This window comes from Nitratireductor thuwali (assembly GCF_036621415.1).
Lineage (GTDB): Bacteria > Pseudomonadota > Alphaproteobacteria > Rhizobiales > Rhizobiaceae > Chelativorans > Chelativorans thuwali.
In genome coordinates this window covers 2,651,510-2,675,957 of record NZ_CP030941.1, presented here as the reverse complement: position 1 = coordinate 2,675,957, position 24,448 = coordinate 2,651,510, and the positions used below count along the sequence as shown (strand labels likewise).

Annotated in this window: 23 protein-coding genes; 6 read left to right on the top strand and 17 right to left on the bottom strand. The window is 63.0% G+C overall.

The window, feature by feature from the left end; all coding sequences use genetic code 11:
* Positions 1-94: 94 nt before the first annotated feature.
* Complete coding sequence (locus tag NTH_RS12985; protein ID WP_338530405.1) at positions 95-400, top strand: hypothetical protein; 306 nt, start codon at positions 95-97, stop codon at positions 398-400.
* Positions 401-493: 93 nt separating this feature from the next.
* Positions 494-1,003: a ferritin-like domain-containing protein gene (locus NTH_RS12980; RefSeq protein WP_338530404.1), complete on the top strand. Its 510-nt coding sequence runs from the start codon at positions 494-496 to the stop codon at positions 1,001-1,003.
* Between the two features lie 89 nt (positions 1,004-1,092).
* Here NTH_RS12980 and NTH_RS12975 read toward each other — a convergent pair whose 3' ends face one another.
* The 5 genes from NTH_RS12975 to NTH_RS12955 form a co-directional block, all read right to left on the bottom strand.
* Positions 1,093-1,902: an ion channel gene (locus NTH_RS12975; RefSeq protein WP_338530403.1), complete on the bottom strand. Its 810-nt coding sequence runs from the start codon at positions 1,900-1,902 to the stop codon at positions 1,093-1,095.
* 271 nt (positions 1,903-2,173) lie between these two features.
* Positions 2,174-2,557 (bottom strand): hypothetical protein, encoded by a 384-nt coding sequence (locus NTH_RS12970; RefSeq protein ID WP_338530402.1) that lies wholly within the window; start codon positions 2,555-2,557, stop codon positions 2,174-2,176.
* The gene (locus NTH_RS12965) at positions 2,545-3,786 is read right to left on the bottom strand and encodes an alpha-amylase family glycosyl hydrolase (protein ID WP_338531905.1); all 1,242 of its coding nucleotides are present in this window, start codon (positions 3,784-3,786) and stop codon (positions 2,545-2,547) included. The genes NTH_RS12970 and NTH_RS12965 overlap by 13 nt, the downstream gene beginning before the upstream one ends.
* A 168-nt stretch (positions 3,787-3,954) precedes the next feature.
* Positions 3,955-4,968 carry an SDR family oxidoreductase gene (locus tag NTH_RS12960; RefSeq protein ID WP_338530401.1) on the bottom strand — a complete coding sequence of 338 codons (1,014 nt, stop codon included), beginning with the start codon at positions 4,966-4,968 and terminating at the stop codon, positions 3,955-3,957.
* A gap of 72 nt (positions 4,969-5,040) precedes the next feature.
* The gene (locus NTH_RS12955) at positions 5,041-6,651 is read right to left on the bottom strand and encodes an alpha-amylase family glycosyl hydrolase (protein ID WP_338531904.1); all 1,611 of its coding nucleotides are present in this window, start codon (positions 6,649-6,651) and stop codon (positions 5,041-5,043) included.
* Positions 6,652-6,886: 235 nt separating this feature from the next.
* On the opposite strand from NTH_RS12955, the gene NTH_RS12950 reads away from it, so the two are divergent.
* On the top strand, positions 6,887-7,219 hold the full coding sequence (locus tag NTH_RS12950) for a hypothetical protein (protein ID WP_338530400.1): 333 nt from the start codon (positions 6,887-6,889) through the stop codon (positions 7,217-7,219).
* A 147-nt stretch (positions 7,220-7,366) separates the two neighbouring features.
* On the opposite strand, the gene NTH_RS12945 is transcribed toward NTH_RS12950, so the two are convergent.
* From NTH_RS12945 to NTH_RS12895, 11 genes are all read right to left on the bottom strand, one after another.
* Positions 7,367-7,552 carry a hypothetical protein gene (locus NTH_RS12945; RefSeq protein ID WP_338530399.1) on the bottom strand — a complete coding sequence of 62 codons (186 nt, stop codon included), beginning with the start codon at positions 7,550-7,552 and terminating at the stop codon, positions 7,367-7,369.
* Positions 7,553-7,568: 16 nt separating this feature from the next.
* Positions 7,569-7,889 carry a hypothetical protein gene (locus tag NTH_RS12940; RefSeq protein ID WP_338530398.1) on the bottom strand — a complete coding sequence of 107 codons (321 nt, stop codon included), beginning with the start codon at positions 7,887-7,889 and terminating at the stop codon, positions 7,569-7,571.
* Positions 7,890-8,123: 234 nt separating this feature from the next.
* The gene (locus NTH_RS12935) at positions 8,124-9,737 is read right to left on the bottom strand and encodes a GMC family oxidoreductase (RefSeq protein WP_338530397.1); all 1,614 of its coding nucleotides are present in this window, start codon (positions 9,735-9,737) and stop codon (positions 8,124-8,126) included.
* A gap of 164 nt (positions 9,738-9,901) precedes the next feature.
* The gene (locus tag NTH_RS12930; protein ID WP_338530396.1) at positions 9,902-11,428 is read right to left on the bottom strand and encodes an FGGY-family carbohydrate kinase; all 1,527 of its coding nucleotides are present in this window, start codon (positions 11,426-11,428) and stop codon (positions 9,902-9,904) included.
* A complete protein-coding gene (locus NTH_RS12925; protein ID WP_338530395.1) occupies positions 11,421-12,263 on the bottom strand; it encodes a class I fructose-bisphosphate aldolase in 843 nt (280 codons plus the stop codon). Before NTH_RS12925 ends, NTH_RS12930 begins: the two co-directional genes overlap by 8 nt.
* The gene (locus NTH_RS12920; RefSeq protein WP_338530394.1) at positions 12,254-13,987 is read right to left on the bottom strand and encodes a glycerol-3-phosphate dehydrogenase/oxidase; all 1,734 of its coding nucleotides are present in this window, start codon (positions 13,985-13,987) and stop codon (positions 12,254-12,256) included. The genes NTH_RS12925 and NTH_RS12920 overlap by 10 nt, the downstream gene beginning before the upstream one ends.
* Before the next feature lie 58 nt (positions 13,988-14,045).
* Positions 14,046-15,041 carry an aldo/keto reductase gene (locus NTH_RS12915; RefSeq protein ID WP_338530393.1) on the bottom strand — a complete coding sequence of 332 codons (996 nt, stop codon included), beginning with the start codon at positions 15,039-15,041 and terminating at the stop codon, positions 14,046-14,048.
* Positions 15,031-16,011, bottom strand: a complete 981-nt coding sequence (locus NTH_RS12910; protein WP_338530392.1) for a sugar-binding transcriptional regulator — start codon at positions 16,009-16,011, stop codon at positions 15,031-15,033. Before NTH_RS12910 ends, NTH_RS12915 begins: the two co-directional genes overlap by 11 nt.
* A gap of 26 nt (positions 16,012-16,037) precedes the next feature.
* Positions 16,038-16,961: an ABC transporter permease gene (locus tag NTH_RS12905; protein WP_338531903.1), complete on the bottom strand. Its 924-nt coding sequence runs from the start codon at positions 16,959-16,961 to the stop codon at positions 16,038-16,040.
* Between the two features lie 98 nt (positions 16,962-17,059).
* Complete coding sequence (locus NTH_RS12900; RefSeq protein WP_338530391.1) at positions 17,060-18,589, bottom strand: sugar ABC transporter ATP-binding protein; 1,530 nt, start codon at positions 18,587-18,589, stop codon at positions 17,060-17,062.
* A gap of 74 nt (positions 18,590-18,663) precedes the next feature.
* Positions 18,664-19,683, bottom strand: a complete 1,020-nt coding sequence (locus NTH_RS12895; RefSeq protein ID WP_422392394.1) for a substrate-binding domain-containing protein — start codon at positions 19,681-19,683, stop codon at positions 18,664-18,666.
* 323 nt (positions 19,684-20,006) lie between these two features.
* Between NTH_RS12895 and NTH_RS12890 the strand changes: the two genes are divergently transcribed.
* Complete coding sequence (locus NTH_RS12890) at positions 20,007-20,990, top strand: LysM peptidoglycan-binding domain-containing protein (RefSeq protein ID WP_338530390.1); 984 nt, start codon at positions 20,007-20,009, stop codon at positions 20,988-20,990.
* Here NTH_RS12890 and NTH_RS12885 read toward each other — a convergent pair whose 3' ends face one another.
* A complete protein-coding gene (locus NTH_RS12885; protein ID WP_338530389.1) occupies positions 20,991-21,899 on the bottom strand; it encodes a lipid kinase in 909 nt (302 codons plus the stop codon).
* Between the two features lie 276 nt (positions 21,900-22,175).
* On the opposite strand from NTH_RS12885, the gene NTH_RS12880 reads away from it, so the two are divergent.
* Both NTH_RS12880 and NTH_RS12875 read left to right on the top strand, forming a co-directional pair.
* Positions 22,176-23,687: a S10 family peptidase gene (locus NTH_RS12880; protein WP_338530388.1), complete on the top strand. Its 1,512-nt coding sequence runs from the start codon at positions 22,176-22,178 to the stop codon at positions 23,685-23,687.
* A gap of 31 nt (positions 23,688-23,718) precedes the next feature.
* Positions 23,719-24,369 carry a methyltransferase gene (locus NTH_RS12875; protein WP_338530387.1) on the top strand — a complete coding sequence of 217 codons (651 nt, stop codon included), beginning with the start codon at positions 23,719-23,721 and terminating at the stop codon, positions 24,367-24,369.
* The last annotated feature ends 79 nt before the right edge of the window (positions 24,370-24,448 follow it).

Sequence of the window (24,448 nt, the reverse complement as noted above, 5' to 3'; positions counted from 1 at the left end):
GCAGGCAGATACACCGGAGCCTGCCTGTTCCACTTCGCGCTCATGCTGCGCCCAAAACAAAGGCGCACCCCGAGACTCCAGATCGAGAGGCAAAATGAGATCAGCATTGCTGAACTGGTGGCGGAGAACCTTTTCCGGCGGCGGTGTCGAGCCGCAGTCTCGGGCGAAGGAAGACGCGGCCGCGCCGGGAGGCGGTCCGAGCGGCGGATCAGCGCAGGCGCCGGATATCGCCGGGGCGTCACCATCGGAACCGATCCGCCCGGTCGACCTCTCGCTGCACTCGGACGGCATCGATCACTGGCAGGACGAGCCACAGGGCACGGTCGAAGACGACGACGGAAAAAGAGAGGTCGACGCGGCCAAGCCGCGCTCCCGACGCTCTGATCGGAATCGATCTTGATGCAAAGGGCCGCCGCAGCGGAGCAGCGAGCTGCGTTGCGGAACAATCCATTACAGCAAAGGTTCATGGGCCAGCAGCAAATAGGAGCTCCCCATGACCAACCCAAAGGACCATGTGCTGTCTTGGCTTAAGGACGCCCACGCAGCGGAAGAACAGGCTATAACCATGCTGAGCAGTCTTGCGCGGCGGATCGAAAACTATCCGGAGCTTAAGGCGCGCATAGAACAGCACGTCGAGGAAACCGAGCGGCAGGCCAAACGCGTCCAGGAATGCCTGCGCCGGCTCGGAAGCGATACTTCCACCGTAAAGGACGCAGGGACGAAGCTGGTGGGACTCGGACAGGGTCTCAGCGGAATGTTCACGAGCGATGAGGTGGTGAAAGGCGTGCTTGCGAGCTACACGTTCGAGCAAATGGAGATCGCAAGCTACAAAATACTCATCGCGGCCGCACGCCAGATGGGAGACACGGAGACCGCCAGGGTGTGCGAGGACATCCTCCAGGAGGAACTGTCGATGGCCAAGTGGCTCGAGGACAATCTGGAGGGCCTCACGGAAAAGTTCCTCGAACTGGAATCCAAGGAAGGACGAACCGCCAAGCACTGAGCCGCGAGGCGCCGGTTGTGCGCCGATTCGGACCACCAATCCTTGGAGCGCATCGGTGCGCCCCGTCTACGCATCGCCGCGCTACTATCTCAATCGTCGGTATCGGGAATTTTCAGCGGATAGCCGCAGGCCTTGCAATGGACCGCATCGGGGTCGTGGCGCTGCAGGCCGCATTGCGGGCACGGATATCGGACCTTGTAGGGCCGAAAAATCGCCTGGGCCAGACGGATGAAAAGTGTGATGCCGGCGATCATGATGGCGACCGAGGTCAGCTTGCCCCACATGCCCGACAGGAGGATATCGCCATAGCCGGTCGTGGTCATGGTCGTGACCGTATAGTAGAGGGCGTCGACATAGCCGGCGAGGCCGGAATCTTCCCTGAAGAAGAAGGTGTAGATGAAGCCGGTCACCACGAACAGAAAGGTGACCAGATTGAGGGCCGAATGGACGACCTCGCGCCACGGCCCGTAGCCCCGCCGGATGAGCGGGCGCCATAGAAACCCGCTGCGCGAGAGCGACCAAAGCCGCAGGACGCGCAGGAAGCCGAGATTAGCCAGCCAGAACGGCGCGAGCAGCGTGGCCAAGATGAAAAGATCGACGACGCTCGTGGGCTGGCGCAGCCAGCGCGGAATATCGCGCGAGGCTAGCGCGCGGGCCGAGATGTCCGCGGCCAGCAGCGCCGCAATGGAGTAATCGATCCAGAGAAATGACGGCCGCTCGCGCAACACCGGGCTCGCGATGAAGAATGCGATAATCAAGAGATCGATGACCATGACGGCGAGTTGGAACCGCAACGCGCCTTGTGAATGGCCGTGGTAAAGACTGCGCAAGCGTTCCCGAACGCGGTCCAGCACGGTTGCTTCCTGTTCCGTGTCGTCGGTTTCTGGAGAAGTATCCATCGTCTATTGCTCAACACGTTCCAGTGGAAGGGTTCTCGGCAACGGCGCCGCTGCGGCGCGCCGCCGAGGGTTGTCCGGTCCAGAGATCATGGCCGGATGATGATATTTCCGGGAGGCGGAGACTGGCAGAGCCGGCAGCGCCTGTAAATCGCGGCAGTAAAGGACATGCTATCGGGCGCATCGGGCCAGGTGATCGAAGCGCCGGCAAGCGTCCACCACCTTGGGCAACCGCGCAACAGCCGGGTCAAGCCCATGCGAACGCAGGAAAGAGCTATCGGCGGCGCCCCAGCCAGCGGAGGCCGTAAGGTTCGAGCTCCATCGTGAGCCGTCCCCCATTCAACGAGGGTGTCTCTCCGCCGAACAGGTCGTCCAGCGACTTCACACCCGCCGGCAACGACAGATCGATCCGTTGCGGCCGGTCCGTCAGATTGTGCAGCAGAACCAAAGGCGCGTGCTCGGACTTGTAGTGATGCGCCAGGACATGCTCCGATCCGCAGGCGAGCACGTTGCAGAGCCCGCCACCGATCTCGATTCGCTCGCGCCTCAGATGCGCCAGTTCCTTCACGAAGTTCAGCAGGGAGTCCGACTGTTCCGCCTGCCCCTCCACATTGACGTTCTTGAAGCCGAACGGGCCGTCTTCGATCACCGGCTGCACGAGCTTGCCGGGCGGCGCTTTCGAAAAGCCGGCATTGCGGCCGGCGGTCCACTGCATCGGCGAGCGGACGGCACTACGGCCCGGTTGCGCCAGGTCATCGCCCATGCCGATCTCGTCGCCATAGACGACCATCGGCGCACCCGGCATGGAGAACAGCAGGCTGTAGGCCATCTTGAGCCGGCGTGCGTCACCCTCGAGCATCGGGGCGATTCGGCGCCGTACACCGCGCCCATAGATGCGCATGCGCTCTTCCGGCGCGAAGACCTTGAAGACGGCTTCGATTTCATCGGCGTCAGCCGCTCCAGATCAGCCTCGTCGAGGTTTCGCAGGAAATTCGCCCATTGCCCATTCTCCGGTGGGATAGGGAGCAGCGTCAGCCCGCGTTCGACAGGCTCGCTACGCTGCTGGGCGAGTGCCAGGATGAGATAGTTGTCGAGCATGAAGTTAAACATCATGTTCAACCTCGTGCCGTCGAAGAACTTCTCCAGTTCCTCCGGCGCCTCGTCGACCTCGCCCAGCAGCACCAGATCGGGCCTGATGCTCTTTGCCCGGCGGTATAATTCGCGCAACACGTCCGGCTCGCCAGCCGCCGCTTGATCTTCCACGAGCGGGTCCTCCAGGATGTGCGAGGCGGCATCGATCCTGAAACCGGAAATACCGAAGCTTATCCAGTAGTCGAAGATCCGCTCGATCTCGTCGCGCACTTGGGGATTGGCGTGATTGAGGCCGGGTTCGAAGTGGTAAAACCGATGATGATAGTAGGCCCGCGCCACCTCGTCATATGTCCACACGCTCTTCTCCTCGCCGGGGAACATGGTGCCCTGGCCGGGCTTGATCGGCGGCGGATTGTGCGTCCAGACATAATAATCGCGATAGCGCGATTCTTCGTTGTTGCGCGCTGCCTGGAACCACGGGTGCTGGTCCGAGGTGTGGTGCACGACCAGATCCACAATGATCCGGATGCCATGTTCGCCGGCCCGATGCACGAACTCAAGAAAGTCACTGAAAACGCCGTAGCGCGAATCGACCCGCAGATAATCGGTGACGTCATAACCGTTGTCGCGGCCGAGGGACGGGAAGAATGGCAGAAGCCATATGCAGGTCGCGCCGAGTTCGGCAACATGGGAAAGCTTCGATGTCAGGCCCTTGAAGTCGCCGATGCCGTCGCCGTTGCTGTCGCAGAACCGCTCCACGTCGACGGTATAAATGACGGCGTTTTTCCACCACATGTCGGCCAAACCAGCCTCCATCTTCCGGCAGCCGGCAATCCGGCCGTTTCTCCGTTCCTCATCCCATCTCTAGATCACGACGACGCTTCCTTAAATCGTCATGATCTATTTCCTTTGCTGGAGCGTGATCTTTCTCGAAAACCGGTGCCCATTTTTCGGGATCATGCTCTAATGCCGGCGGTTCTTCCCGAGCAGAAGCCGGGCGAATACAAGCCCAACCGGCAGAGCGGCGGCTGCGGTGGCCACTGCCCGCGCAGCGCTTGCCGGGACCATCGCGGCCTTGCGTCGTGCCCCTTGGCCGAAACGGCCTCGAACCCCGAAATCCTTCTCCTCATCGACCGGCGTAAAGAGATTGTCCGGCCGGTCCACAGCCGGCTCGCCTGTCATCTGGCCGGACCAGCCGAGGCCGGCGAGCTTGCGATCGAGGTAGCCGGGCATCACGGCGCTGCCGGCCATAACCTGCAGCGAAGAACCTGCCACGGCCAGTTCCCTGGGAGCGAAGCGCGTGGCCTGCAGAATGGCCTCCGCCGCCACTTCGGGATCGTGAACCGGAGCCACCGGACGCGGCCGCTCGAGGAGCTTGTTGCGCGCCCAGTCGAACTGCGGCGTGTCGAGCGCCGGCAGCACCACGAAGGAGAGCCTCACTCGGCTGCGCTCGTGGATGAGTTCGCTGCGCAGTGCTTCGGTGAAGCCCCGCACCGCAAACTTGGCACCGCAATAGGCGGCCTGCAGGCACAGGCCGTGATAGGCAAGAGCCGAGCCCACGTTGACGATGGTGCCTCTGTTGGCGCTGCGCATCCGCCTGAGCGCGCTCATCGTGCCATGGACCTGGCCGAGATAGGTCACTTCGGTGACGCGGCGAAACTCTTCGGGCGTCACCTGCGAAACGGGGCCGAAAACTGTGACCATGGCGCAGTTGACCCAAACGTCGATCGGCCCATGTGCGTTCTCCGCCTGCATGGCGGCGGCTTCTACCGCGTCGGCATCGGCGACATCGGCGGGAATGGCCAGTGCGCTGCCGCCGGCCCGATTCACATCGGCGCGCGCGCCCTCAAGCCCTGCCCGTCCGCGGGCGATGAGGCTGACCTTCCAGCCACGCCTTCCAAAGGCAACGGCAGCGGCTCGTCCGGCGCCGGCGCTGGCTCCGGTGATGACGACATGTCGCGACTGGTTTTCCGGCATCGTTTGGACCTCGGTTGGTGGTGAAACAACAGTGGCGGAGCGCGCAAGGTTCCTGAAAACCGGTGCAATGGCTCAAGCCTCCATGGCGGCGATCACGCCCTCGTCGGCGGACAGGCGGAGCGCATCTTCCACGCGTTCCTCTTCCCTATCGTCGACCGTGGACATGATGATCCGACATTTGTCGGGCGGGACGATGGCGGCAGGCTCCGGTCTCAGATTGAGCGCAATGAAATAGCGTTCCTCCTTCCACTCGCGGAGATAGCAAAACACGCTCCCGGACGACTGGACGGTGGCATAGCGGCCGATCGACAGCGCCTCGCTCCGGCGCCGGAGTGCAAGTAGCTTCCGGTAGAGCGACAGCATTGAGTGCGGGTGGGCGCGCTCGGTTTCGACGCTATAATCCGCGGCGTCGGGAGCGATAGGCAACCAGGGCGCGGCAGTGCTGAAGCCTGCATTGACGCTCGTGTCCCACTGCATCGGTGTACGCTGGGGATCGCGCCCGAAACCTTGCCCCGGAACCCGCAGCTCGAACGGGTCCTGGACCCGCTCGGGCGGAATTTCCACATCGTCCATCCCGATCTCGTCGCCGTAGTAAATCGTCGGAGTGCCGCGCAGCGTCAGAAGCATCATGGCCGCGACGCGCGCCTGGTCGCGACCGACACGCGCGGCAATGCGCGGCTTGTCGTGGTTGCTCAAGACCCAGTTGGGCCATCCGCCCTCCGGCAGGGCCGCCTCGTATTCTTGCACCTGCCTTTCAATATGGCGCGCATCCCACTGTGTCAGGATCAGGTGGAAGTTGAACGGTAGATGGGCTCCTTGGAGGTCGCGTCCGTAGTAAGTGACCAGCCGAGTGAGCGGCAGGTAAATTTCACCTATCAGCAGCCGGTCGCCGCCATATTCATCGAGCACCGCACGCATCTCCGCCACCACGTCGTGAACCTCGGGCCGGTCGGCGGAGTATAGGTTCAGCACTTTCTTGTGCGGCGGCATGCCTTCGTGCCAATCCGGATTTTCCGGATTGTCGCGAAACTCCGCATCCTTGATCAGGTGCCACATGACGTCGACGCGGAAGCCGTCGACGCCGCGGTCGAGCCAGAAGCGCAGCACGTCGTACATCTCGCGGCGTACCCGGGGGTTGCGCCAGTTGAGGTCCGGCTGCTCCTTCAGGAACGCGTGATAGTAATATTGTCCCGTCGTCTCATCCCATTCCCAAGCGCTGCCGCCGAACTCACTCGGCCAGTTGTTCGGCGGGCCTCCGTCCGGAGCGGGATCGCGCCAGATATACATATCCCGCATGGGGCTCTCGCGGGTCTTGCGCGCCTCGATAAACCAGGGATGTCGGTCCGAGGTGTGGTTTGGCACAAAATCGAGCAGCACGCGCAGGCCCCGCCGGTGAGCCCCCTCAAGGAGCCGGTCGAAATCGGCGAGCGTTCCGAAGCGCGGATCGATATCCTTGTAGTCGGCAATGTCGTAGCCGAAATCGGCCATGGGAGAAGGGTAGATGGGTGAGATCCAGATGGCGTCGACACCCAGCCAGGCGAGATAATCGAGCCGCCCGATGATGCCCTCCAAATCGCCGATGCCGTCTCCGTTCGAGTCTTGAAAGGAGCGCGGATAGATCTGGTAGATCACCCCGCGCTGCCACCAGGGCGCTTGCTCTTGCAGAACGGATGTAGCTTCCATCAGACCGGACACGGTACCTCGCCTGTCGCTGACGCTTCTGTCGCTCATGCGGGCAACCATGGCCGCCCCCCGAATGTTCCGCCGTCGGTACAACCTGAAGGCTGCTGCGCGTTCGTGTGGAAAGGCGGCTCGACCTGAACAGGCGCCAATAATGGCAATGCCCGCCATCGTGGCGCGGCCTTCTGGGAACAGTCATGCCCGCCGCCGGTTGGGCTTGGTGAAAAAGGAGAGATCGATGCCCAAGAAACACGCCAACAAGCATACGAAGGCGGCTGAGCTTCGGGAGACCAGCGGCGCCGACACCTCGCACGAACGCATGAAGGCCCAGCCTGACGCCAAGGACCTGAAGGATCCGAAGGAGGTGTGGAAGGATGCCGAGACCACACCAGCCCGCGACCGCGCTCGTGAAGCAGCCCCAGGCGGTGGCGCCAAGCGCGTGGCCGATGCGGGCGACGTCGGCGCTGGAGAAACTGCGCCCTATGATACCGAAGTGCAAGCCGATGCGGTGGCACGCCAGACCCACAGGACGGAGGAGCCGCGCGACGTGGAGAAGCCGAAACGGAGTTGAGGCAAGCAGACCTCCGCCCGCCCGCGCTGCCCTCGGCAGTGAACCATGCGGCTCGCGAACCGGCATGTGGCCCAAGGTGCGGGCCGTTCAGCCGGCGCAGTTCCAGAACCCTACCGCTTTTCGTCCGCCAGACCTTCTATTCTCCGGTCACGTCTTTTGGCTGGAATTCGGGTTCTTCCGGTCCTCCTCGGTGATCGGGCCTTTCGGCGCCTTGGTGCCACCGCTCCATTCCTGGGCCTTCCGCGCCTGGCTGCCGCCTTTCTCGGAGGGAGCATTGCCCTTGGCGCTGCCGCTCTCGGCCTTGCGGATTTCGTGATCGCGTTTCGCGTTCATGGCGCTTTCTCCTTTTTTAGTTGCGGATGCCGGCATCCTTGGCCATTTCCTCGACGTCGACTTCGATATCGTCCAGCGTCGGCAGGCCCAGGTCGCGCAGCTTGCGGTGCACCTTCTTTGCCGCGTCCGATGAAAGGTCATTCCGGAACATCTCGTAGACCTGCTCGGCCGAATCATAATTGCGGAAGCGCTCCCGCTCGGCGCGGGTTGCCTCCTGCACATCGCGCAGATCATCCCTCTTTCTTTCCGGGAAGGAGCCAGGATCTGCCTCAAGCACCGGCGCGAGCGCCTTTCTGTCGATGAAATTGACGAGCCTTTCCTTTGCGCCGCCAGCCATGTCTTTCTCCGTGATCCTCGGGTGATGGTTTGGTCCCCAATCCCGCAGCACCGCGAGGGTTCCCGTCGGCTCAACGATTCGAGCGGCGAACGGATGGACAGCACGCGACGCTGCCTCGTGCCTATCGCAAGCGGGAGGCATGACCATCATCAGAGGCGGCCATGGGACGGTTGCCTGACCAGTGCCCGAAAGCGGCACCTCCCGATGCATTGGATCTTGCGGCAGTTCGTCTATTCAGGCGCCCTTGCGGATCATGTCCGCCGCCTTCTCCGCGATCATCACGACGGGAGACGCCGTATTGCCGGAAACGATCCTGGGCATGATGGAGGCGTCGACCACACGCAGCCGGTCGAGCCCGTGCACGCGAAGGTCGGAACTGACAACCGACCTTTCATCGGACCCCATCTTGCAGGTGCCGACCGGATGGAAGATCGTCGTGGCGATGTTTCCGACTTGCTCGAGGATCGCATCATCGGAACTATGTGCGGGCCCGGGAAGGACTTCTTCGGGGCTGTAGCGCGCCAATTCCCGCGCCGTCATGATCTGCCGCGCCTGACGAACAGCCTGCACCGCGACCTGCCGGTCCCTGTGTGCCGAAAGATAGTTCGGTCTGATGTCGGGCTGTTCGTTCGGATCGCGGCTTCTCGCATGCACGCTGCCGACGCTTTCCGGTCGGAGATTGCAGACCGACACGGTAATGGCCGGGTAAGGGTGCAGCGGGTCTCCCAGTTTGTCCGTGGAGAGCGGCTGTACATGATATTCCAGATCCGGAGTGGCCATGGACGGGTCCGACTTGGTGAACAGGCCGAACTGGCTGGGCGCCATCGACATCGGTCCGCTCCGGGTGAGGGCATATTGCAGCGCGATCCGCGCCTTGCCGAATGGGCTGTTGAACATGGTGTTCAAGGTCTTGGCGCCCGAGACCCTGAACACCGTGCGGATCTGCAGATGATCCTGCAGGTTCTCGCCGACGCCCGGGCTGTCGTGCACGACCTCGATCCCCTGATTGCTCAGCACATCCGGCTGACCAATGCCGGAATGCTCGAGTATTTTCGGCGAATTGATCGCTCCGGCGGCAAGCAGCACTTCTGCTTCGGCCCGCACCTCGTACAGCTTGCCATGGCGGCGGTAACGAACGCCTACCACCCTTCTGCTCTCGACGATCAGCCTCTCAGTCAGGGCACGCGTGACGACGCGAAGATTGGGGCGCCGCAGCGCGGGGCGCAGGAAACCCTTGGCCGCGTTCCAGCGCACCCCGTTGCGCTGGTTGACCTCGAAGAAGCCGGAACCTTCATTGTTGCCGTCGTTGAAGTCGGCGCGCGGCATGATGCCGAATTCCTTGGCCCCCTCCTGCACGGCCCGCAAGATGTCCCATGTCAGCCGCTGCTTCGCGACCTTCCACTCGCCGCCCGCGCCGTGCATCGGACCCGCGCCCGCGTAATGGTCTTCCGATTTGCGGAAGTAGGGCAGCACGTCGTCCCAGCCCCACCCGGCATTGCCCATCTGCCGCCAGCCGTCATAGTCCGCGGCCTGGCCGCGCATGTAGATCATGCCGTTGACCGAAGTACAGCCGCCCAGCACCTTGCCGCGCGGATAGGCGAGCGAGCGGCCGTTGAGGCCAGGCTCGGCTACGGTCTTCATCATCCAATCCGTGCGCGGATTGCCGATGCAGTAGAGATAGCCCACGGGGATATGCACCCAGTGGTAATTGTCGCTGCCGCCAGCCTCGATGAGCAGCACGCGCGTGGCCGGATCCTCCGTCAGACGGTTGGCGAGCACGCAGCCGGCCGTGCCCGCGCCGACGATGACGTAGTCGTAGCGTCCCTCCACGCCAAGCGCCTCAGCCATTTCCGCTCAATCTCCTCCCCGAACCGCGCCGCCGCCCGCGGGCGACGCCACAAGCGACAGCTTCTTTTGCTTTAGATCATGATGAGGCTTCTTTGAACCGCCATCGTGATCTGCCTCATCGTGGAGCATGATCCTTCCAGAAAACCGGAATCCGCGTTTCGGAATCATAGTCCAGTTCCGGCGCCGGCCTGATCGCGTAGTTCGTTCCAAAATTCGCTCAGAACTGCCGTCAGGCCGGTGTAGACGCGGTAGCGCCTGTCATAGTGGTTCTTCATCGCCGCATTCGGCTGGAACACCGCCTTGGGCCGGGTCATCGCCGCGATGCCGCTTTCGTAGTCGGCGAACTTGACCGTGCCCACCCCAGCGCCGATGGCCGCGCCCAAGGCCCCGGTCTCGCGCGCCTCGGCGACCGTGATCGGAACGCCAAGCCCGTCGGCGAATATCTGCGGCCAGTGCAGGCTGCGCGAGCCGCCGCCCGAGATTACTGCCCTTTCGAAAGTCACGCCGGCATTCGCCAGCATGCCGACATGTCGCCTGTGCTCGAACATCACGCCTTCAAAGAGGGCGCGCAGCAGATGGCCCTCGCCGTGCCAGCCTGCTAGGCCGTAAAAGCCGGCGCGGTGCGCCGGATCCTGCCCCGATCCGTACAGGAAGGGATGGAAGAAGGGATCGTCAGCCGCAGGATCGACGGATCCGACGAGCCCATTGCAGTATCCGAAGGGATCGTCGTGATGGCCGCCGCGCTCGACAAGTTCGCGGACATACCATTCGAGATTGGCGGCCGAGGTGGCGCTCGATTCGATATTGAGGAAGCGACCTGGCCCGAAACCCGACACCATGAAGATGGAGGGATCGACGACCGGCCGTTCGGAGAACACCTGGTTGATAGACCATGTGCCGACGATGATCGATGCTTCGCCTGGCGCTATCACGCCGGCTCCCATCGCGCCGGCGACGACGTCGAAGAAACCGCCGATAACCGGCGTACCCTCGGCAAGGCCGGTCTCTGCGGCCGCGCGCGCCGAGACAGTGCCGGCGATCTCGGCCGAATCAACGAGGCGCGGCAGCATCGGCCTCGCGTCGGCCAGCCCGTAGAGCGACAGGAGCTGGTTGTCATAGGTGCAGTCCGGCATGCGCAGCAGACCGCAGCCCGACATGTCGGATTTATCGCTGACGCGCTCACCTGTGAGCCGGAAGGTGATGAAGTCCTTGCACAGCATCACCGTCCCGGTGCGCCGGTAGATCTCGGGCGCGTTGGCCTTCACCCAGGCAAGGAGCGTCGGCGTCTGCGACGGCCACGGTTTCTGCAGGCAAATCTCGTGTAGCGGAGCGCCGGCCGCTGCCGACATGCTGGTGGCAAGATCGGCGGCACGCGTATCGAGCGACTGGATGCCGAGCAAGGACTTTTGGGCCTTGTCGAGCAGGTAGAGGCCGTTGCCGTGGCCCGCGCAGCCGATCCCCGCAATCTCGTGTGGGTCGACCCCCGCAGCTGAAATGCAGTTGCCGATCGTTTCGCGCGCGTTGGACCACAGCTCCTCAAGGTCGCGCTCCACATGTCCGGGATGCGGGGTATGCGACCTGCCGTCGATGGCATGTGTCGCCAGTGGCCTGCCCTCGAGATCGAATAGGACTGCCTTGATAATTGTATTGCCGGCATCAAGGCCGAGGAGATAGCGACCGCGCTCAGCCACGATTGTAGACCTCCCAGGCTGTTTCCCCACTTGCGTCCTGGTGGATCAGGGCCATCAATGCGTTCACCACGGCCTTGGGATTGGCGTGCTGATAGATGTTGCGGCCATAGACCATGCCTTTCGCCCCTTGCGCCATCAGGGCCGCCGATTTCTCCAGCACGCCCTTCAGGTCGTCCTTGCCGCCGCCACGCACGAGCACCGGAACGCGCGCAGCCTCCACGACCCGGTGAAAGTCCTCGGGGTCCTCGGTCGGATCGGCCTTGATAATGTCGGCACCCATCTCCGAGGCGAGCCGCACCAGCGTGACGATCTTTTCCGCATTGCCGTCGACCTGATAGCCGCCGCGCACCTCGTTCGGCAGCATCACAAGCGGCTCGATCATGAGAGGCATGCCGTATCTGTGGCAAGCCTCGCGCACTCTGCTGATATTTCCGACACACTGTCGGAAAAGCTCGGGCTCGTCCGGCAGCATGAACAGATTCACCACCACGCAGGCCGCGTCCATTTCGAGCGCGCCGATAATCGGCTCGTCATGATTCTGCAGCATCGACCACATCACCCGATGGCGTTCGGCATTGTAGGGATTGCCCATGTCGACGCGCATCACCAGCGCCGGCTTGTCCTTTTCCGGGCGATTCTGGAGGAGGTCCGCCTGGCCGTAGGTCATCTGGATCGCGTCGGGCCTGGCCTGCACAAGCGTGTCGACGACGCGCTCCATGTCCTCGAGGCCGACCAGGAAGCTTGGCTCATTGCAGACGCCGTGATCAATCGCAACGTCGAGGCAGCCCCCATTTGTGAACAGCCGGTTCATTCGAGCCTTGGTACTTACGCGCATGTCAAACTCCTGTCGTGGGTTCGCTGGTCGAGCATCTTTCGGGAGACGCCGTGATAATTTGCAAGGTCCGTGGTGAAGGCCTCGATCTCGCTGCCGGTTCTTCCTTCATCCCAGCCCGACTCGACTGCCAGGACCTTCGCGACGCGCTCGATGAGCGCGCGTGATATTTCGCCCTTTATCGCCAGCGGGGTTCGTCGCAGGAGGACGTCGGCAAGGCCCACCACCAATTCGTGCTTTGCAACGAAAACGATTTCAGCCGCGGTGATAGGACCGGCCGTGTCAAGCGGCGTATCGTCGTCACGGCCAATGCAGAAGTGCAGCACCTCCCTGGCGCGCGTGCCGTAAGCGTCTACCAGATGCGCGGCACGTTCGCCGCCGATCCCGAACTCCCGCACGAGTTCGTGCCGGAGTTCTTCTGGCCGCTGCGGAAAGCCGGCACCGCCGCCGATCGGCAGGTCCAGCGTCTCGCGCATACGCTCATGGCGCAGCTCGGCCATCACTGCATCGGCGGTCTGCTCGGCGAATGCCCGGAACGTGGTCCATTTGCCGCCCACCATGCAGAACTGGGGCACGGAACCGTCCAGACGACGGATGAAATGGCTGCGCGAAATCCGGCCGGTGAACGCGTGGTCGCTGCGGGGCAGCGGGCGGATACCGCTATAGCTGAACACGACATCCTCCTCCGCCAGGGCAATGCGTGGAAAAGCGAGACGCAGGGCGTCGAGGATGTAGTCCCGCTCCTCCGGCTCGCAGCGTACTCGATCGGGCGCATCGACGCGGATATCGGTCGACCCCGCCAGGACCTTGCCGAGATAGGGAAAGACAATGCACACCCGGCCGTCGGAATTCTCGAAAAAGATCATGTGCCCGCCCAGCGCCTCGTGCAGCGCAGGGCAATCGAGGATCAGGTGCGAGCCCTTGGTGCCGGAGACTAGTGTCTCCTGCGGATCCGCCACGCGGTCGAACAGGCTGGCCTGCGCCTCGTCGATCCATGCGCCGGTCGCGTTGACGATTGCTCGTGCCTCGACGGACAGGCGCTCGCCGCTGGCGCCGTCGGCGATCTCGAAAGCTTCGCCTGAGCGCGAGAGTTGCGCGTAGTTCAAGGCCACGCTGCCGGGCGCCAGACGCTTCGTATCGAGGACCAACTCCAAGCCGAGACGTTCGGGATAGCTGATCCATGCATCGTAATAGGTGGCGGAAAAGCGCAGGCGTGGCGACAATTCCGGCCAGAGTCGCAGCGTCTCCCGCGCGCCGCGAAATTGATGCCGGGGCAAGACCCGGCGCCGGCGCGTGGTCCAGTCATAGAGCATAAGGCCTATTTTGATCGGCAGCGCACCCCGGCTTGCCGGCTTGCTGGTGAGGCCGAGAAAGCCGGCCGCGCCGTTGAGCAGCCCCGAGAAGATCGAGGCGATGGGTATCGTCGTCGCCAGGGGCCGCACCATGTGGGGCGCGTTGGCCAGCAATGCGTCGCGCTCGCGCAGCGATTCCCTGACGAGATCGAACTCGCCGTTCTCAAGATAGCGCAGCCCGCCATGGATCATGCGCGAAGGAGCGGCACTGCAGCCGGAGCAGAAATCATTGCGCTCGACCAAAAGCACGCGGAGGCCTTGCAGTGCGAGCTCACGATAGACGCCAATGCCGTTGATCCCGCCGCCGACGACGACAACGTCGAACGCGCCGTCACGGCGGATCAATTCGAGGTGTTCGTCTCTTTGTTCAGGCATGGCTCCGCCGTTCGCCGCCCTTGAGCGGCGTTCTCATGAGGGATTGTCGTTCCGGTGGTTAGGCGTCGAGGTCGGTCAGATGGCGCGTGGCTGCCTCGCTTATCGTATCGATTTCATCTTTCGACAGGCGAATGCGCCCTGCCCTGGCGTTTTCCCTGGCTTGGTCCGCATTTCGCGCGCCGCACAGAGCGAAGGTGATGCCGGGCTGCTGAATCGTCCAGGCGATCACGATTTGCGCCTCGGTAGCATTTTGGCTCTCCGCGATTGGCCGGATAGCACCCATGAGACGCGTGACCTTTTCCCGATTGGCTATCGAAAAACGCAGGTTATTCTTGCGCTGGTCGTCCCCCTCGAAGACCCGATCCGGCCCGATCCGCCCGGACAGGAGACCGAGCGCGAGGGATGAATAGCTCAAGGTCGACACGCCGTGCCGGGCGCAGATGGGAAGCAGGGTCGTTTCAATGTCGCGCTTGACCATGCTGTATTCTTCCTGCACGGCGTCGAGCTGGCCTGCGGCCACATAGGCGGAAAGGTCCTCGGGCGACAGGTTGCTCGCCCCTATCGAGCGGATCTTGCCCTGCGCCTTCAGCGCTTCCAGCGCCGCCATCGTTTCCTCGACAGGCGTGGTCGGATCCTGCCAATGGGTGATGTAAAGATCGATGTAGTCGGTCCCGAGCCGCCGCAGGCTCTGCTCGACCTCATAGGCGATGGAGTCCGCTCCCAGGTGCCGGTGCACCGGCCGGCCGTCGTAATCGAAGAAGTGATTGCCCTTGGTCGTGTGCCAGACCAGGCCGCACTTCGTGGCCAGAACCACTTGGTCTCGCCGGCCCTTGATCGCCTTGCCGACGATCTCCTCAGATAGGCCTTGGCCGTAGGCGGGCGCAGTATCGATGAGGCTGACGCCCTCATCCAGCGATGCCTGTATGGCCGCGATCGACTGCCCCTCGTCAGTGCCGCCCCACATCCAGCCGCCGATGGCCCAGGTACCGAGGCCGATGCAGGACGCCTTGATGCCGGAGGATCCGATTTCACGCGTCAGAAGCTCATGCGACATGCTGTAATTTCTCCATTGTGTCCAGAACCGCCCCGGCGGTTTCCTCGTCCAGGACGAGCGTATCCAGAAAGCGCCCGGCGAGCGCCGCGCGAATGGGCAGAACCTTTTCGACCCCGGCCACCACGCCGATGGTGCGCGGGCACTGCGAAAGCTCTTCGGGCGCCAGTGCCACCAGACGCGAGTTGAGGGGATAGTCGGCGAGCGTGCCGTCCTCTCGAACGAGGTGGGCCAGAAATTCCCCGCTGACGCCGCTCTTGACGAGCAGTTCCCGGTCCGGGTTAGGCAGCGGATGCAGGTCGTAATAGCTGGACCCCGGCGCCTGGATGGACCCGATGCCGACGAGCGCGACCGCCGCCTTGCGGGCAAGGTCGAAAACCTCCTTGATCGACGCCATCTCCATCAGCATGTCGCGCTGCTCGCGGCTCTCGGCGAAGAGTGGTGCGTGGATGAGCATCGCCCTGCCCCCCAGCCGCTCGGCAAGCCGCGTGGCAAGGTGGTTGACGTCCGTATAGTATTTGCCCTGCACGCCGCCGGTGAGCGGCACCACGGTGACGTCAAAGGCGCGTTCGGGCTGCATGTTCTCCACGACGGCGCTGACGGCCTTGCCCCCGGTGATGGCGATGACGTCGCCGTCCCGCAACGTTTCCAGAAGATGGTTGGCCGCAGCCCTTCCCACCTGCTGCAGCGTGGTGTCGGCGCTGCCCGAGACGGTGGGTGTAACGAGGCTGCCCGTCAGATGCGCCGTCTCGACGAGGCGCTTCTCCAGCTCGACAAGGCTTTGGAACGGGCTCTCGATGGAGATCTTCACCATGCCCAGCCTGCGGCCCTGATTGATCAGCCGGTTGACCTTCGATGCCGACAGGTTGAGCGCTGCGGCGATCTCAGACTGCTTCTTGCCCTCCACGAAATGCAGCATGAGCACCGTGTAGATCTGCCGGATCGATTCAAAGTCTTCTTTCTTGTCTGCCATGGCGATATCCAATGCGGCTCGAAGGCTCAGCCGCGCCTCTTGTTAAGGTAGTGGTCGATCGTGACCGCGGCCAAAAGGATGGAGCCACGGATGATATCCTGCCAGTAGACCGACACGTCGAGAAGAGCCAGCGAGCTGGACACAACCGACAGCAGGACAGCACCCAGAATGGCTCCGAAGATCGTCCCCGATCCGCCCGACAGGCTGGCCCCGCCGATCACCGCGGCAGCGATGACGTTGAGCTCCATGCCGATACCGAATGTCGGCTGTGCTGAGCCGAAACGCGCCATGTAGATGACGCCGGCGACGCCGCACAGCGCCGAGCAGAGCGTGGTCGTCAGGAACACCACCTTCTTGGTACGGATGCCGGAATAGGCGGCGGCCTTCTCATTGCTGCCCGTGTAGAAGACCTTGCGGAACAAGGTCGTGCGGCGAAGCATGAAGTCGAAGGCCACGACAACAATAACGAAGATCACGATGACGACCGGTATCACGCCGATCGAGCCCTGCCCGATGAACTTGAACTCCGGCGGCAGCGTATAAAGCCCCAGCGGCCGTCCGCCGGTGCCCAAAAGGCACAGGCCCCGCGCGATGACCATCACGGCAAGCGATACGATGAAGTGATGCAGGCCAACCCGGGTGACGAAGAATCCCATCGTCGCGCCGATCGCCGCACAGGCCGCAATCGCGACTGCCGATGCGGTCCAGGGATCGACACCACTCAGGAAAAGCAAGCCGGCGATCACCATCGCCAGGGCAGTTACCGAACCGACCGAAAGGTCGATGCCGCCGGAGATGAGGAGGATCGTCATGCCGACGACGACGATACCCTCCACCGCGAACGCCATCGCCATGGCCCGCATGTTCACCCAGGTCAGGAAATAAGGTGAGGCGAAGGACATGGCGATGAACAGGGCCAGGATGATCAGGATCAAGCCGGTTTCGCGCATGCGCAGGAGCCGCTTCAAGAGGCTGGCGACGCCGTCGCCGGATCGGTGCTCCTTCTGCGAAGGTACGGTTGTCATCGTCATGTTATCCCCCGCACTCATCAGGCTTCCTTCCGCTCTTCCGCGACTGAAGCCAGGTACATGATATTCCGCTCGGTCATCTCGTCGCCCGCTACCTCACCGGCAACCCGCCCTTCGCGCACGACCAGCACCCGATCGCACACGCCGATCAGTTCGGGCAGTTCGGACGAGATGACGACGATGCCGACCCCATTGCGCGCGAGTTCGCGCAGGATGCGATGGATCTCGGCCTTTGCGCCGACGTCGACCCCGCGTGTCGGTTCGTCGAGAAAGATCACCTTCGGATTGACCGACAGCATCTTGGCGATCGCGACCTTCTGTTGGTTGCCGCCGGACAGGGCGGATACCGGCTGTCCGACATGCCCACATTTCAGGTTCAGACGCCCTCCCAGCCGCTCGGCCAGCTCCGCCTCCCTGTCGTCATCGATCAAACCGGCTCTCGATGCCACCTGGCCGACATCGAGGGCGGAGACGTTGGCGGCGATCGACATGTCGAGGAACAGGCCATCCTGCTTGCGGTCCTCGGAAAGATAGACGATGCCTTCCGCTATGCTGTCGCTGTAGTGGCGGAGCGCCAGCCTGCGCCCGAAGAGCGCGACATCACCTGTCACCTCACCCTCTAGCCTGCATATCCCCTTGACGATCTCGCTCCTCCCGGCGCCGATCAGTCCAGCCAGGCCGAGTATCTCTCCTTTTCTGAGCTCGAAGGAGACGTCGCTGAAACGGGTTCGTTCGGTCAGGCTGCGGACGTCGAGGATAGTTTCGCCGGATCGTTCGTTCTCGCGCTGCTTTTCGGGATAGAGACTGTCGATCACCCGGCCGACCATCGCGCTCACCACCTCGCCGGGCGTGGTTTCGGCCACATTCATGGTGGCTACGTATTGGCCGTCGCGGAGGACGGTCACGCGGTCGCAATTATCGAAAATCTCGACCATGCGGTGCGAGATATAAATGATCGAGATCCCCTGCGTCGCAAGGTTGCGCATGATGTCGAAGAGAATCTGCGATTCTCGCTCCGTCAGCGCCGCAGTCGGCTCGTCGAGGATGAGCACGCGGCAGTCCAGCGTCAGCGCCTTGGCGATCTCGACGAGTTGCTGCTGCGATATTGAAAGCATCCGCACCGGCAGTGCGGGATCGATGTCTGCCAAACGATGGAGGATATCGGCGGCTTTGCGCTCAAGTGCGCGAAAGTCCATCAGCATCGCGCCGCTCGTGCTGGTCGCCGCCATGAATATGTTCTCCGCCACCGTGATGTCGGGGCACAGCGCGATTTCCTGGTGCACGAAGCCGATGCCGAGCCTCTGGGCCATGGCGGGGGACGTCATGGTCACAGGCTCGCCGTCGAGGCGGATCTCGCCGCTGTCCGGGCTGAGAATGCCGTCGATGATGTTCATGAGCGTCGACTTTCCGGCACCGTTCTCGCCGGCCAGCGCGTGGATCTCGCCGCGCCGCAATTCGAAGTCGACCCCACGCAACGCGCGGATGGGCCCGAACGATTTGGTCAGCTTGGTGATCTTGAGGATCAGGTCGCATTCTGCGCCTTCAGACATGTCGCTGACCTCCCCGGTTGAATTTGAGGGGCTCGCGCCGCCGTCGTGCGGCGCGAGCGATCGTGGATGCGGTCCTAGCTGGGATCGCGCCCTTCCATGTATGCGTTCAGGTCGAAGGAATCGGCGTTCTCCTTGGTGATGACCGCGAAGCCGTTGTCGATGAATGGGATCTGCATCGGGTTATAGCCGGACACCTTATAGTCGTTGAACGGATCAAACATGTCGGAGTGTGCCGCCATGAAGGTCGCGACGAAGCCAACGAAGCCCTGGATGCCCTGGTTGGGGTTCAGCGCCATGTGGATGTTGCCGGCCTTGATGTGTTCGAGAGTGGTCGGCGTGATGTCGGCGTGCATGATGAGGACATCGGCTTCGGCTTCCTGCACGGCGGCAACCGCACCTTCGGCAGAGCCAGCCTCGGGTATCCACATCGCGTCGAGATCCGGATTGGCCTGCAGGATCGAGGCGGTCGCGCGGTAGGCGGCGTTGCTGTCCTGGTTGGTGGCCTGGCGGCCAACCAGCTTCATATCCGGGTAATTCTCTTCCATGTATGAGACCAAAGCGGTGACACGCAGGTCGTGATTGCTTTGCCCTGGGTTCTCCAGCACCGCATACTCGCCGCTTTCGCCGACCTGCTTGACGATCTCTTCGGCCGCGAACTTCGCTTCGGCGAGGTTATCGGAGGTGATGTAGGCCGTGCGGTTCGAATCCGGTGAATCCGCCGCGAATGTCACGATCTCGACGCCGCTTTCGATCGCGCGGTTGATCGGCTCGATGAACGGGTCCGACTGCATGGGATGCAGCAGGATGCCGGCAGGGCTCTTCACCAGATCCTGCTCGAACGAGGCGATCTGCTTGGTGATGTCGTAGTCGGGCGTGCCCGAGAACACGGCCTCGCAGCCCATGGCCTCGGCCGCTTGCTTGAAGCCCTGATATACGGGCACCCAGTAGGGGTGAGCCGAGACCATTACATTCATGATGTATGTTTCGCCCGGCTCACACGCGAACTTGCTCTGCGCGGACGCCCCGCCGGTCGAGGCGAGACCGATAGTCATTGTCGCCGCGGCGATCGCCCCGGCCAGTCCAACAGTCTTCATTGTTTCCTCCACTTTTGATCCTCCCCTCGCAATCGACTGGCACCCGCCGGCTCAATCGCAAGATATTTCATTAATCGATTTTTCTATCGATGAGCCGATAGAAGCAGTCGCCGCTCGACTTGTCAATCAAGATGAACAAATAATCGGTGTCTGAAATTTCTTGCATTGATTGGAACGCGGCCGAAGCCGTGGCCCGCCAATCAGCCGCCACGATGCGCCCGGTCCATGCCTGGCACGGCCCGCTGGAACGTTTCCGTCCGCGAGACTGTTGCGGCCCGAATGGCATCGCCGCTCGGCCACTGGCCCGAAACAGGAGGTTTGAGATGCTTAGATATTTGTTGACCGCCGCGGCGGCGGTAGCGCTTTCCGCCGTTCTTCCGGGATCGGGTGCCCAGGCGCAGAGCCCGTGTGCGGACGAATACATCGTCCAGCCCGGTGATACTCTTTATCAGTTGACGCAACAGTGCCGGGTTCGGCTTTCGGCGCTGCTGAGGGCCAACCCGCAGATCAGCGACATTCATGACATTCCTGTCGGCATGCGCCTTACAATCCCCGGCTTCGACGGCGGGCGCGACGAGGCGCCCGAGAGAGGCCCGGCACACGAGATCGCACCCGGCGACACGCTCTTTTCGCTCGCCGAGGAGTACGGCGTAAACGTTGACGCCCTGCTCGAAGCCAATCCTGGTATCGAGACGGACGATCTCGAGATAGGCCTGACGATACGCATTCCCGGCTCCGCTCCGGATTCGGGAGACGCAGGCGATCCGATCGCCGGCGAGCCCACGATCAATGTCCAGCCATTGGCGGGCGGGCCTGGAGCGCCCATCACGGTCAGCGGGGAAAAGTACACACCGGGCCGAACGGTAGAAATTGGAGTGGGGCCGCCGCAGTCCGAGTGGCGGTCGCTCGACCGTGTGCGAGTGCGGCCGAACGGTGAGGTCGAGGCGCATGTGGCCATACCCGAGAGCGCGCGTCCTGGAAGGCAGGTCGTTTTTGTCATCCATACCGACACGGGCCGCACGCAGGTAAGCCAGCCGGTCGACGTAGTCGCGAACCGGGACCCCGACCGCCCCGGAGACGGCGACCAAGCGCGGACGGAGGTGGGGCGACTGACGGAAGGCACCGAATGCCCGGTACTGAGGACGCCCGATGGCCGGACCTACAGCCTGAGTGGCGTGGATCCGCAATTCGACACCGGCGACTATGTCCGTGTCAGGGGCCGAACTGCCGAGATTTCCTTCTGCATGGAGGGCGAAGCCACCATTGAGGTCGAGCAGATGACGCGGGCCCAGCCTCCCCGCAGCTAGCTACGCACTGCCCACGCGTGTTTCCCTCGGCGTGAAGACCTGAATGGCTCCCGGCCGGATACGGAAGTGGGCCGGCGTCCAGGTGCTTAGCTCGCCATCGGTGTTGACTGGTCGCGGCTGGCTGGTCCGGATCGTCACTTCCGTGGTGCGGAATGCCCGCACATCGTCCCAGCGCCCATGCGTGCCTTTTCTAAGCGCTGGGAGCAGCGCCAGCAGCCGCCACCAATGGTCGACCTCAAGGCTGTAGAAGTCCAGCGTCCCGTCACTTGCCGTCGCGCTTTCCTCCACCGTCATGCCGCCGCCGTAGTGCCGGCCATTGCCGACGGAAACTTGCATCGTCCTGATCTTCTCGGTTGTCCCGTCGTGGTCGAGGTGGGCGGTGAACACCCTGGAGCGGGCGAGGATGCGTGCAGCCGCTATGGCGTAGCCGAGCTTGCCCCAGCGCTTCTTTGCCTGCTCGGTCAGGTCGGCGGCAAGTTCCGCGCTGAAGCCGATGCTGGCGACGTTGAAGAATAGATGGCCATTGACCTCGCCAAGATCGATCGGGCGCGGCGTTCCGGCGGCAATCAATTCGGCTGCCTTGACCGGATTGAACGGAATTCCGACCGTGCGGGCAAAGTCGTTTGCGGTGCCCAGCGGCAGCACACCGAGCGGCAGTTGCCTATCGACGAGGCCGGGTGCGGCGGCATTCAATGTGCCATCGCCGCCGCCAACCACAACCAGATCGAACCCGCTGCCATGCTGCCGGATGAGCTCGGCCATGGTGTCTTCCGGGCCGGGTTTGATCTCGGTTATGTCAATACCATTCGTCCGCAGCACGCTGACCGCCGAAGCGATTGAGCCGGTGCCGCGTCTGGCCTTCGGGTTAACGAGGAGAAGCGCGCGCTTCAGGGTTTTCGGGTTTCGCAAGAGCCTTCTCTATTGAAGCAATTCCAAATTCCAGGAAAAGTGGAAGCCGGTTCTCCGTCCGGAATTGCGTGAAATCAAATGGTTAGACTAGTTTGGCGTTTCTGTGAAACCGTGAACTGATCTAGTGTTTACGGCCAGATCGGCAGATAGCTCCGCTATGAGGCCGATTTAAGCCGGAGTTGGCCGGCAGAGCTTTTTATGAGCGGGCCTTGCGGGGCCGGTTTGACTTCGGGCGCGACAGCGTCATGTAACTTGAACACTCGCCACGGAGGGGACATGCGGTTCATATCGGTCTTTGTCCTGCTGCTTCTGGTCAGCAGCCTTCATGCGGGACAGGCGGAGGACGCCCAACGGGCCGCGCCTTCCGGCGGCGTGTTGTCGCTTCTCCCAGCCCCGAAGACGACCCGGCATTCGACGACGATCGATGAGCGCGTGCTTGAGTATCAGGCGAAGGCCGGCACTCTGTCGCTGTTATCGGGAACGGGTGACGTTACCGCGGAGGTGTTCTACGTCGCCTATACGCTCCGCTCCGGGCAGGCCATGGCCGATCCCAAACGTCCCGTCACCTTCGTGTTCAACGGCGGTCCGGGAGCAGCTTCGGCCTATCTGCATCTCGGCGCGCTCGGCCCGCGCATTATCGCGACCGCAGCGAACGGAGAATTCCTCCCTCCGCCCCAGACGCTGATCGACAATCCGGACGCCTGGCTCGATATGACCGATCTGGTCTTCGTCGATCCGGTCGGAACGGGATACAGCCGTGCCGCGCCCGGCGAAAAGCCGAGCGATTTCTGGGGTGTCAGCCAGGACGCCGCGTCAATGGGCGCGTTCATAAGGCTGTACCTGGCACAGGCCGGCCGCACCCAGTCGCCGGTGTTTCTCGTCGGCGAAAGCTATGGCGGGTTCCGGGTGGCGCTGCTTGCCAGGACGCTTCAGGAGGATGTCGGCATCACTCCGGCCGGCATCGTGCTGATATCGCCGGCACTCGAATTCTTGCTCGTGCGGCCTGACGAATTCGAGCTGCTGCACTGGGCGCTCGGACTTCCGTCGTTGGCGGCAGTGCGCCTCCTCAGCGAAGGCGTCGCCGGTCATGCCTTGCGGGCGCAACTGGCGGAGATCGAACGCTATGCGCTCGGCGACTATCTTGCCGCGCTGGCCCGCGGCCTTGAGCATGGCGGGCGGCTGGCCAGCGAGCGGGTGGCGGAGATTACCGGCCTGCCTTCCGATCTCGTCAGGCGAAACTTTGCGCGGATCCCGGCACCGCTTTTCGCCAAGGAATTCGCGCATCAGGAAGGCATGACCCTCAGCGCCTATGACGGCATGATCCGGGCGGCGGACATCGCCCCGCAAAGCGCGCGAAACGCCGGGCCTGATCCCGTGCTCGACCGCAGCATACCCGTGCTCACCTCGGCCTTCGTCAGCTATGCGCGCAACGAGCTCAATTTCCGAACGGAGATGAGCTACCGGCTCCTCAACCGTGAGATCAGCCGTTCCTGGGACTATGGAACGAGCCCCTCGCGTCAGGGGTATGCCGGCGTCATGGATGACCTTCAGCAGGCCCGCGCGCTGAACCCGGAGCTCGATGTACTGATAGTCCACGGCTATACCGACCTCGTTACGCCCTACATGACGTCGCGCTATCTGGTGGAGCAAGTTCCGTCCCTTGGCGGCACTCAGCCTATCCGCATCGAAGTGCTGGAGGGAGGGCACATGATGTATTTCAGGGCGGATAGCCGGCGGGCGCTGAAAGAGGCGGCCTCCCAGCTCTACCCCGCCAGACTTTCGCCCTGATGCGGATGCCTTCGGGAAAGGAAGGTGGCGCATGACGAACTGGCTGCACGAGCAGCGGCTGAATGCAGCAATTGCAGTCGTTCGGCAGTGCTGCGCCGGCACCGTGCTCGATCTTGGATGCGGCGACGGTGACTTTCTCACACGCCTGGCGGTGGAGCCGCAGATCCAGCGGATTGTCGGTGTCGATCTGTGTGAAGCGTCTCTTGGCCGACTCCGTCAGCGGCTGGCGCGCCTGGACAGGCTTCATGCGCAGGTCGACCTCATCCAGGGCTCATTAACGGAGGGAGCGCACGCGCTCATCGGTTTCGACTGCGCCGTATTGATTGAAACGATCGAGCATATCGAACCGGGCCGGCTGTCGACCCTTGAACGCGCCGTTTTCGCCGAAATGCAGCCGGCAACCGTGGTGATCACGACTCCAAATGCAGAGTTCAATCCGCTGCTCGGCGTGCCGCCTCGCAGATACCGCCACCCCGACCATCGCTTCGAGTGGGACCGCGAGCGTTTCCGGCGCTGGACGCATGGCGTTGCCGCCCGCAACGGATATTCCGCCGCCTGCAGCGACATTGCCGGCAGTCATCCTTCTCTCGGCGGCGCCAGCCAGATGGCGGTGTTCCAAACGACCCCCGTTTCCGGCCAGGAACCGCCCAAAGGGCTTTCGACAATGGCGAGCTCTGCCTAGAGTCGATCTGGAACACCTCAGCCGCATTCGAGTTCTCGACGGAGGCAACCGGCGACAGGAGCTGCCGATCCTGTGGCAT

Coding starts and splice junctions, on each gene's coding strand:
- NTH_RS12955 (WP_338531904.1), bottom strand. CDS start 6,651: ATGGAAGCTACATCCGTTCTGCAAGAGCAAGCGCCCTGGTGGCAGCGC.
- NTH_RS12915 (WP_338530393.1), bottom strand. CDS start 15,041: ATGTCGCATGAGCTTCTGACGCGTGAAATCGGATCCTCCGGCATCAAG.
- NTH_RS12985 (WP_338530405.1), top strand. CDS start 95: ATGAGATCAGCATTGCTGAACTGGTGGCGGAGAACCTTTTCCGGCGGC.
- NTH_RS12940 (WP_338530398.1), bottom strand. CDS start 7,889: ATGGCTGGCGGCGCAAAGGAAAGGCTCGTCAATTTCATCGACAGAAAG.
- NTH_RS12980 (WP_338530404.1), top strand. CDS start 494: ATGACCAACCCAAAGGACCATGTGCTGTCTTGGCTTAAGGACGCCCAC.
- NTH_RS12960 (WP_338530401.1), bottom strand. CDS start 4,968: ATGCCGGAAAACCAGTCGCGACATGTCGTCATCACCGGAGCCAGCGCC.
- NTH_RS12945 (WP_338530399.1), bottom strand. CDS start 7,552: ATGAACGCGAAACGCGATCACGAAATCCGCAAGGCCGAGAGCGGCAGC.
- NTH_RS12895 (WP_422392394.1), bottom strand. CDS start 19,683: ATGAAGACTGTTGGACTGGCCGGGGCGATCGCCGCGGCGACAATGACT.
- NTH_RS12925 (WP_338530395.1), bottom strand. CDS start 12,263: ATGCGCGTAAGTACCAAGGCTCGAATGAACCGGCTGTTCACAAATGGG.
- NTH_RS12920 (WP_338530394.1), bottom strand. CDS start 13,987: ATGCCTGAACAAAGAGACGAACACCTCGAATTGATCCGCCGTGACGGC.
- NTH_RS12875 (WP_338530387.1), top strand. CDS start 23,719: ATGACGAACTGGCTGCACGAGCAGCGGCTGAATGCAGCAATTGCAGTC.
- NTH_RS12880 (WP_338530388.1), top strand. CDS start 22,176: ATGCGGTTCATATCGGTCTTTGTCCTGCTGCTTCTGGTCAGCAGCCTT.
- NTH_RS12975 (WP_338530403.1), bottom strand. CDS start 1,902: ATGGATACTTCTCCAGAAACCGACGACACGGAACAGGAAGCAACCGTG.
- NTH_RS12950 (WP_338530400.1), top strand. CDS start 6,887: ATGCCCAAGAAACACGCCAACAAGCATACGAAGGCGGCTGAGCTTCGG.
- NTH_RS12935 (WP_338530397.1), bottom strand. CDS start 9,737: ATGGCTGAGGCGCTTGGCGTGGAGGGACGCTACGACTACGTCATCGTC.
- NTH_RS12905 (WP_338531903.1), bottom strand. CDS start 16,961: ATGCGCGAAACCGGCTTGATCCTGATCATCCTGGCCCTGTTCATCGCC.
- NTH_RS12965 (WP_338531905.1), bottom strand. CDS start 3,786: ATGTGGTGGAAAAACGCCGTCATTTATACCGTCGACGTGGAGCGGTTC.
- NTH_RS12890 (WP_338530390.1), top strand. CDS start 20,007: ATGCTTAGATATTTGTTGACCGCCGCGGCGGCGGTAGCGCTTTCCGCC.
- NTH_RS12900 (WP_338530391.1), bottom strand. CDS start 18,589: ATGTCTGAAGGCGCAGAATGCGACCTGATCCTCAAGATCACCAAGCTG.
- NTH_RS12910 (WP_338530392.1), bottom strand. CDS start 16,011: ATGGCAGACAAGAAAGAAGACTTTGAATCGATCCGGCAGATCTACACG.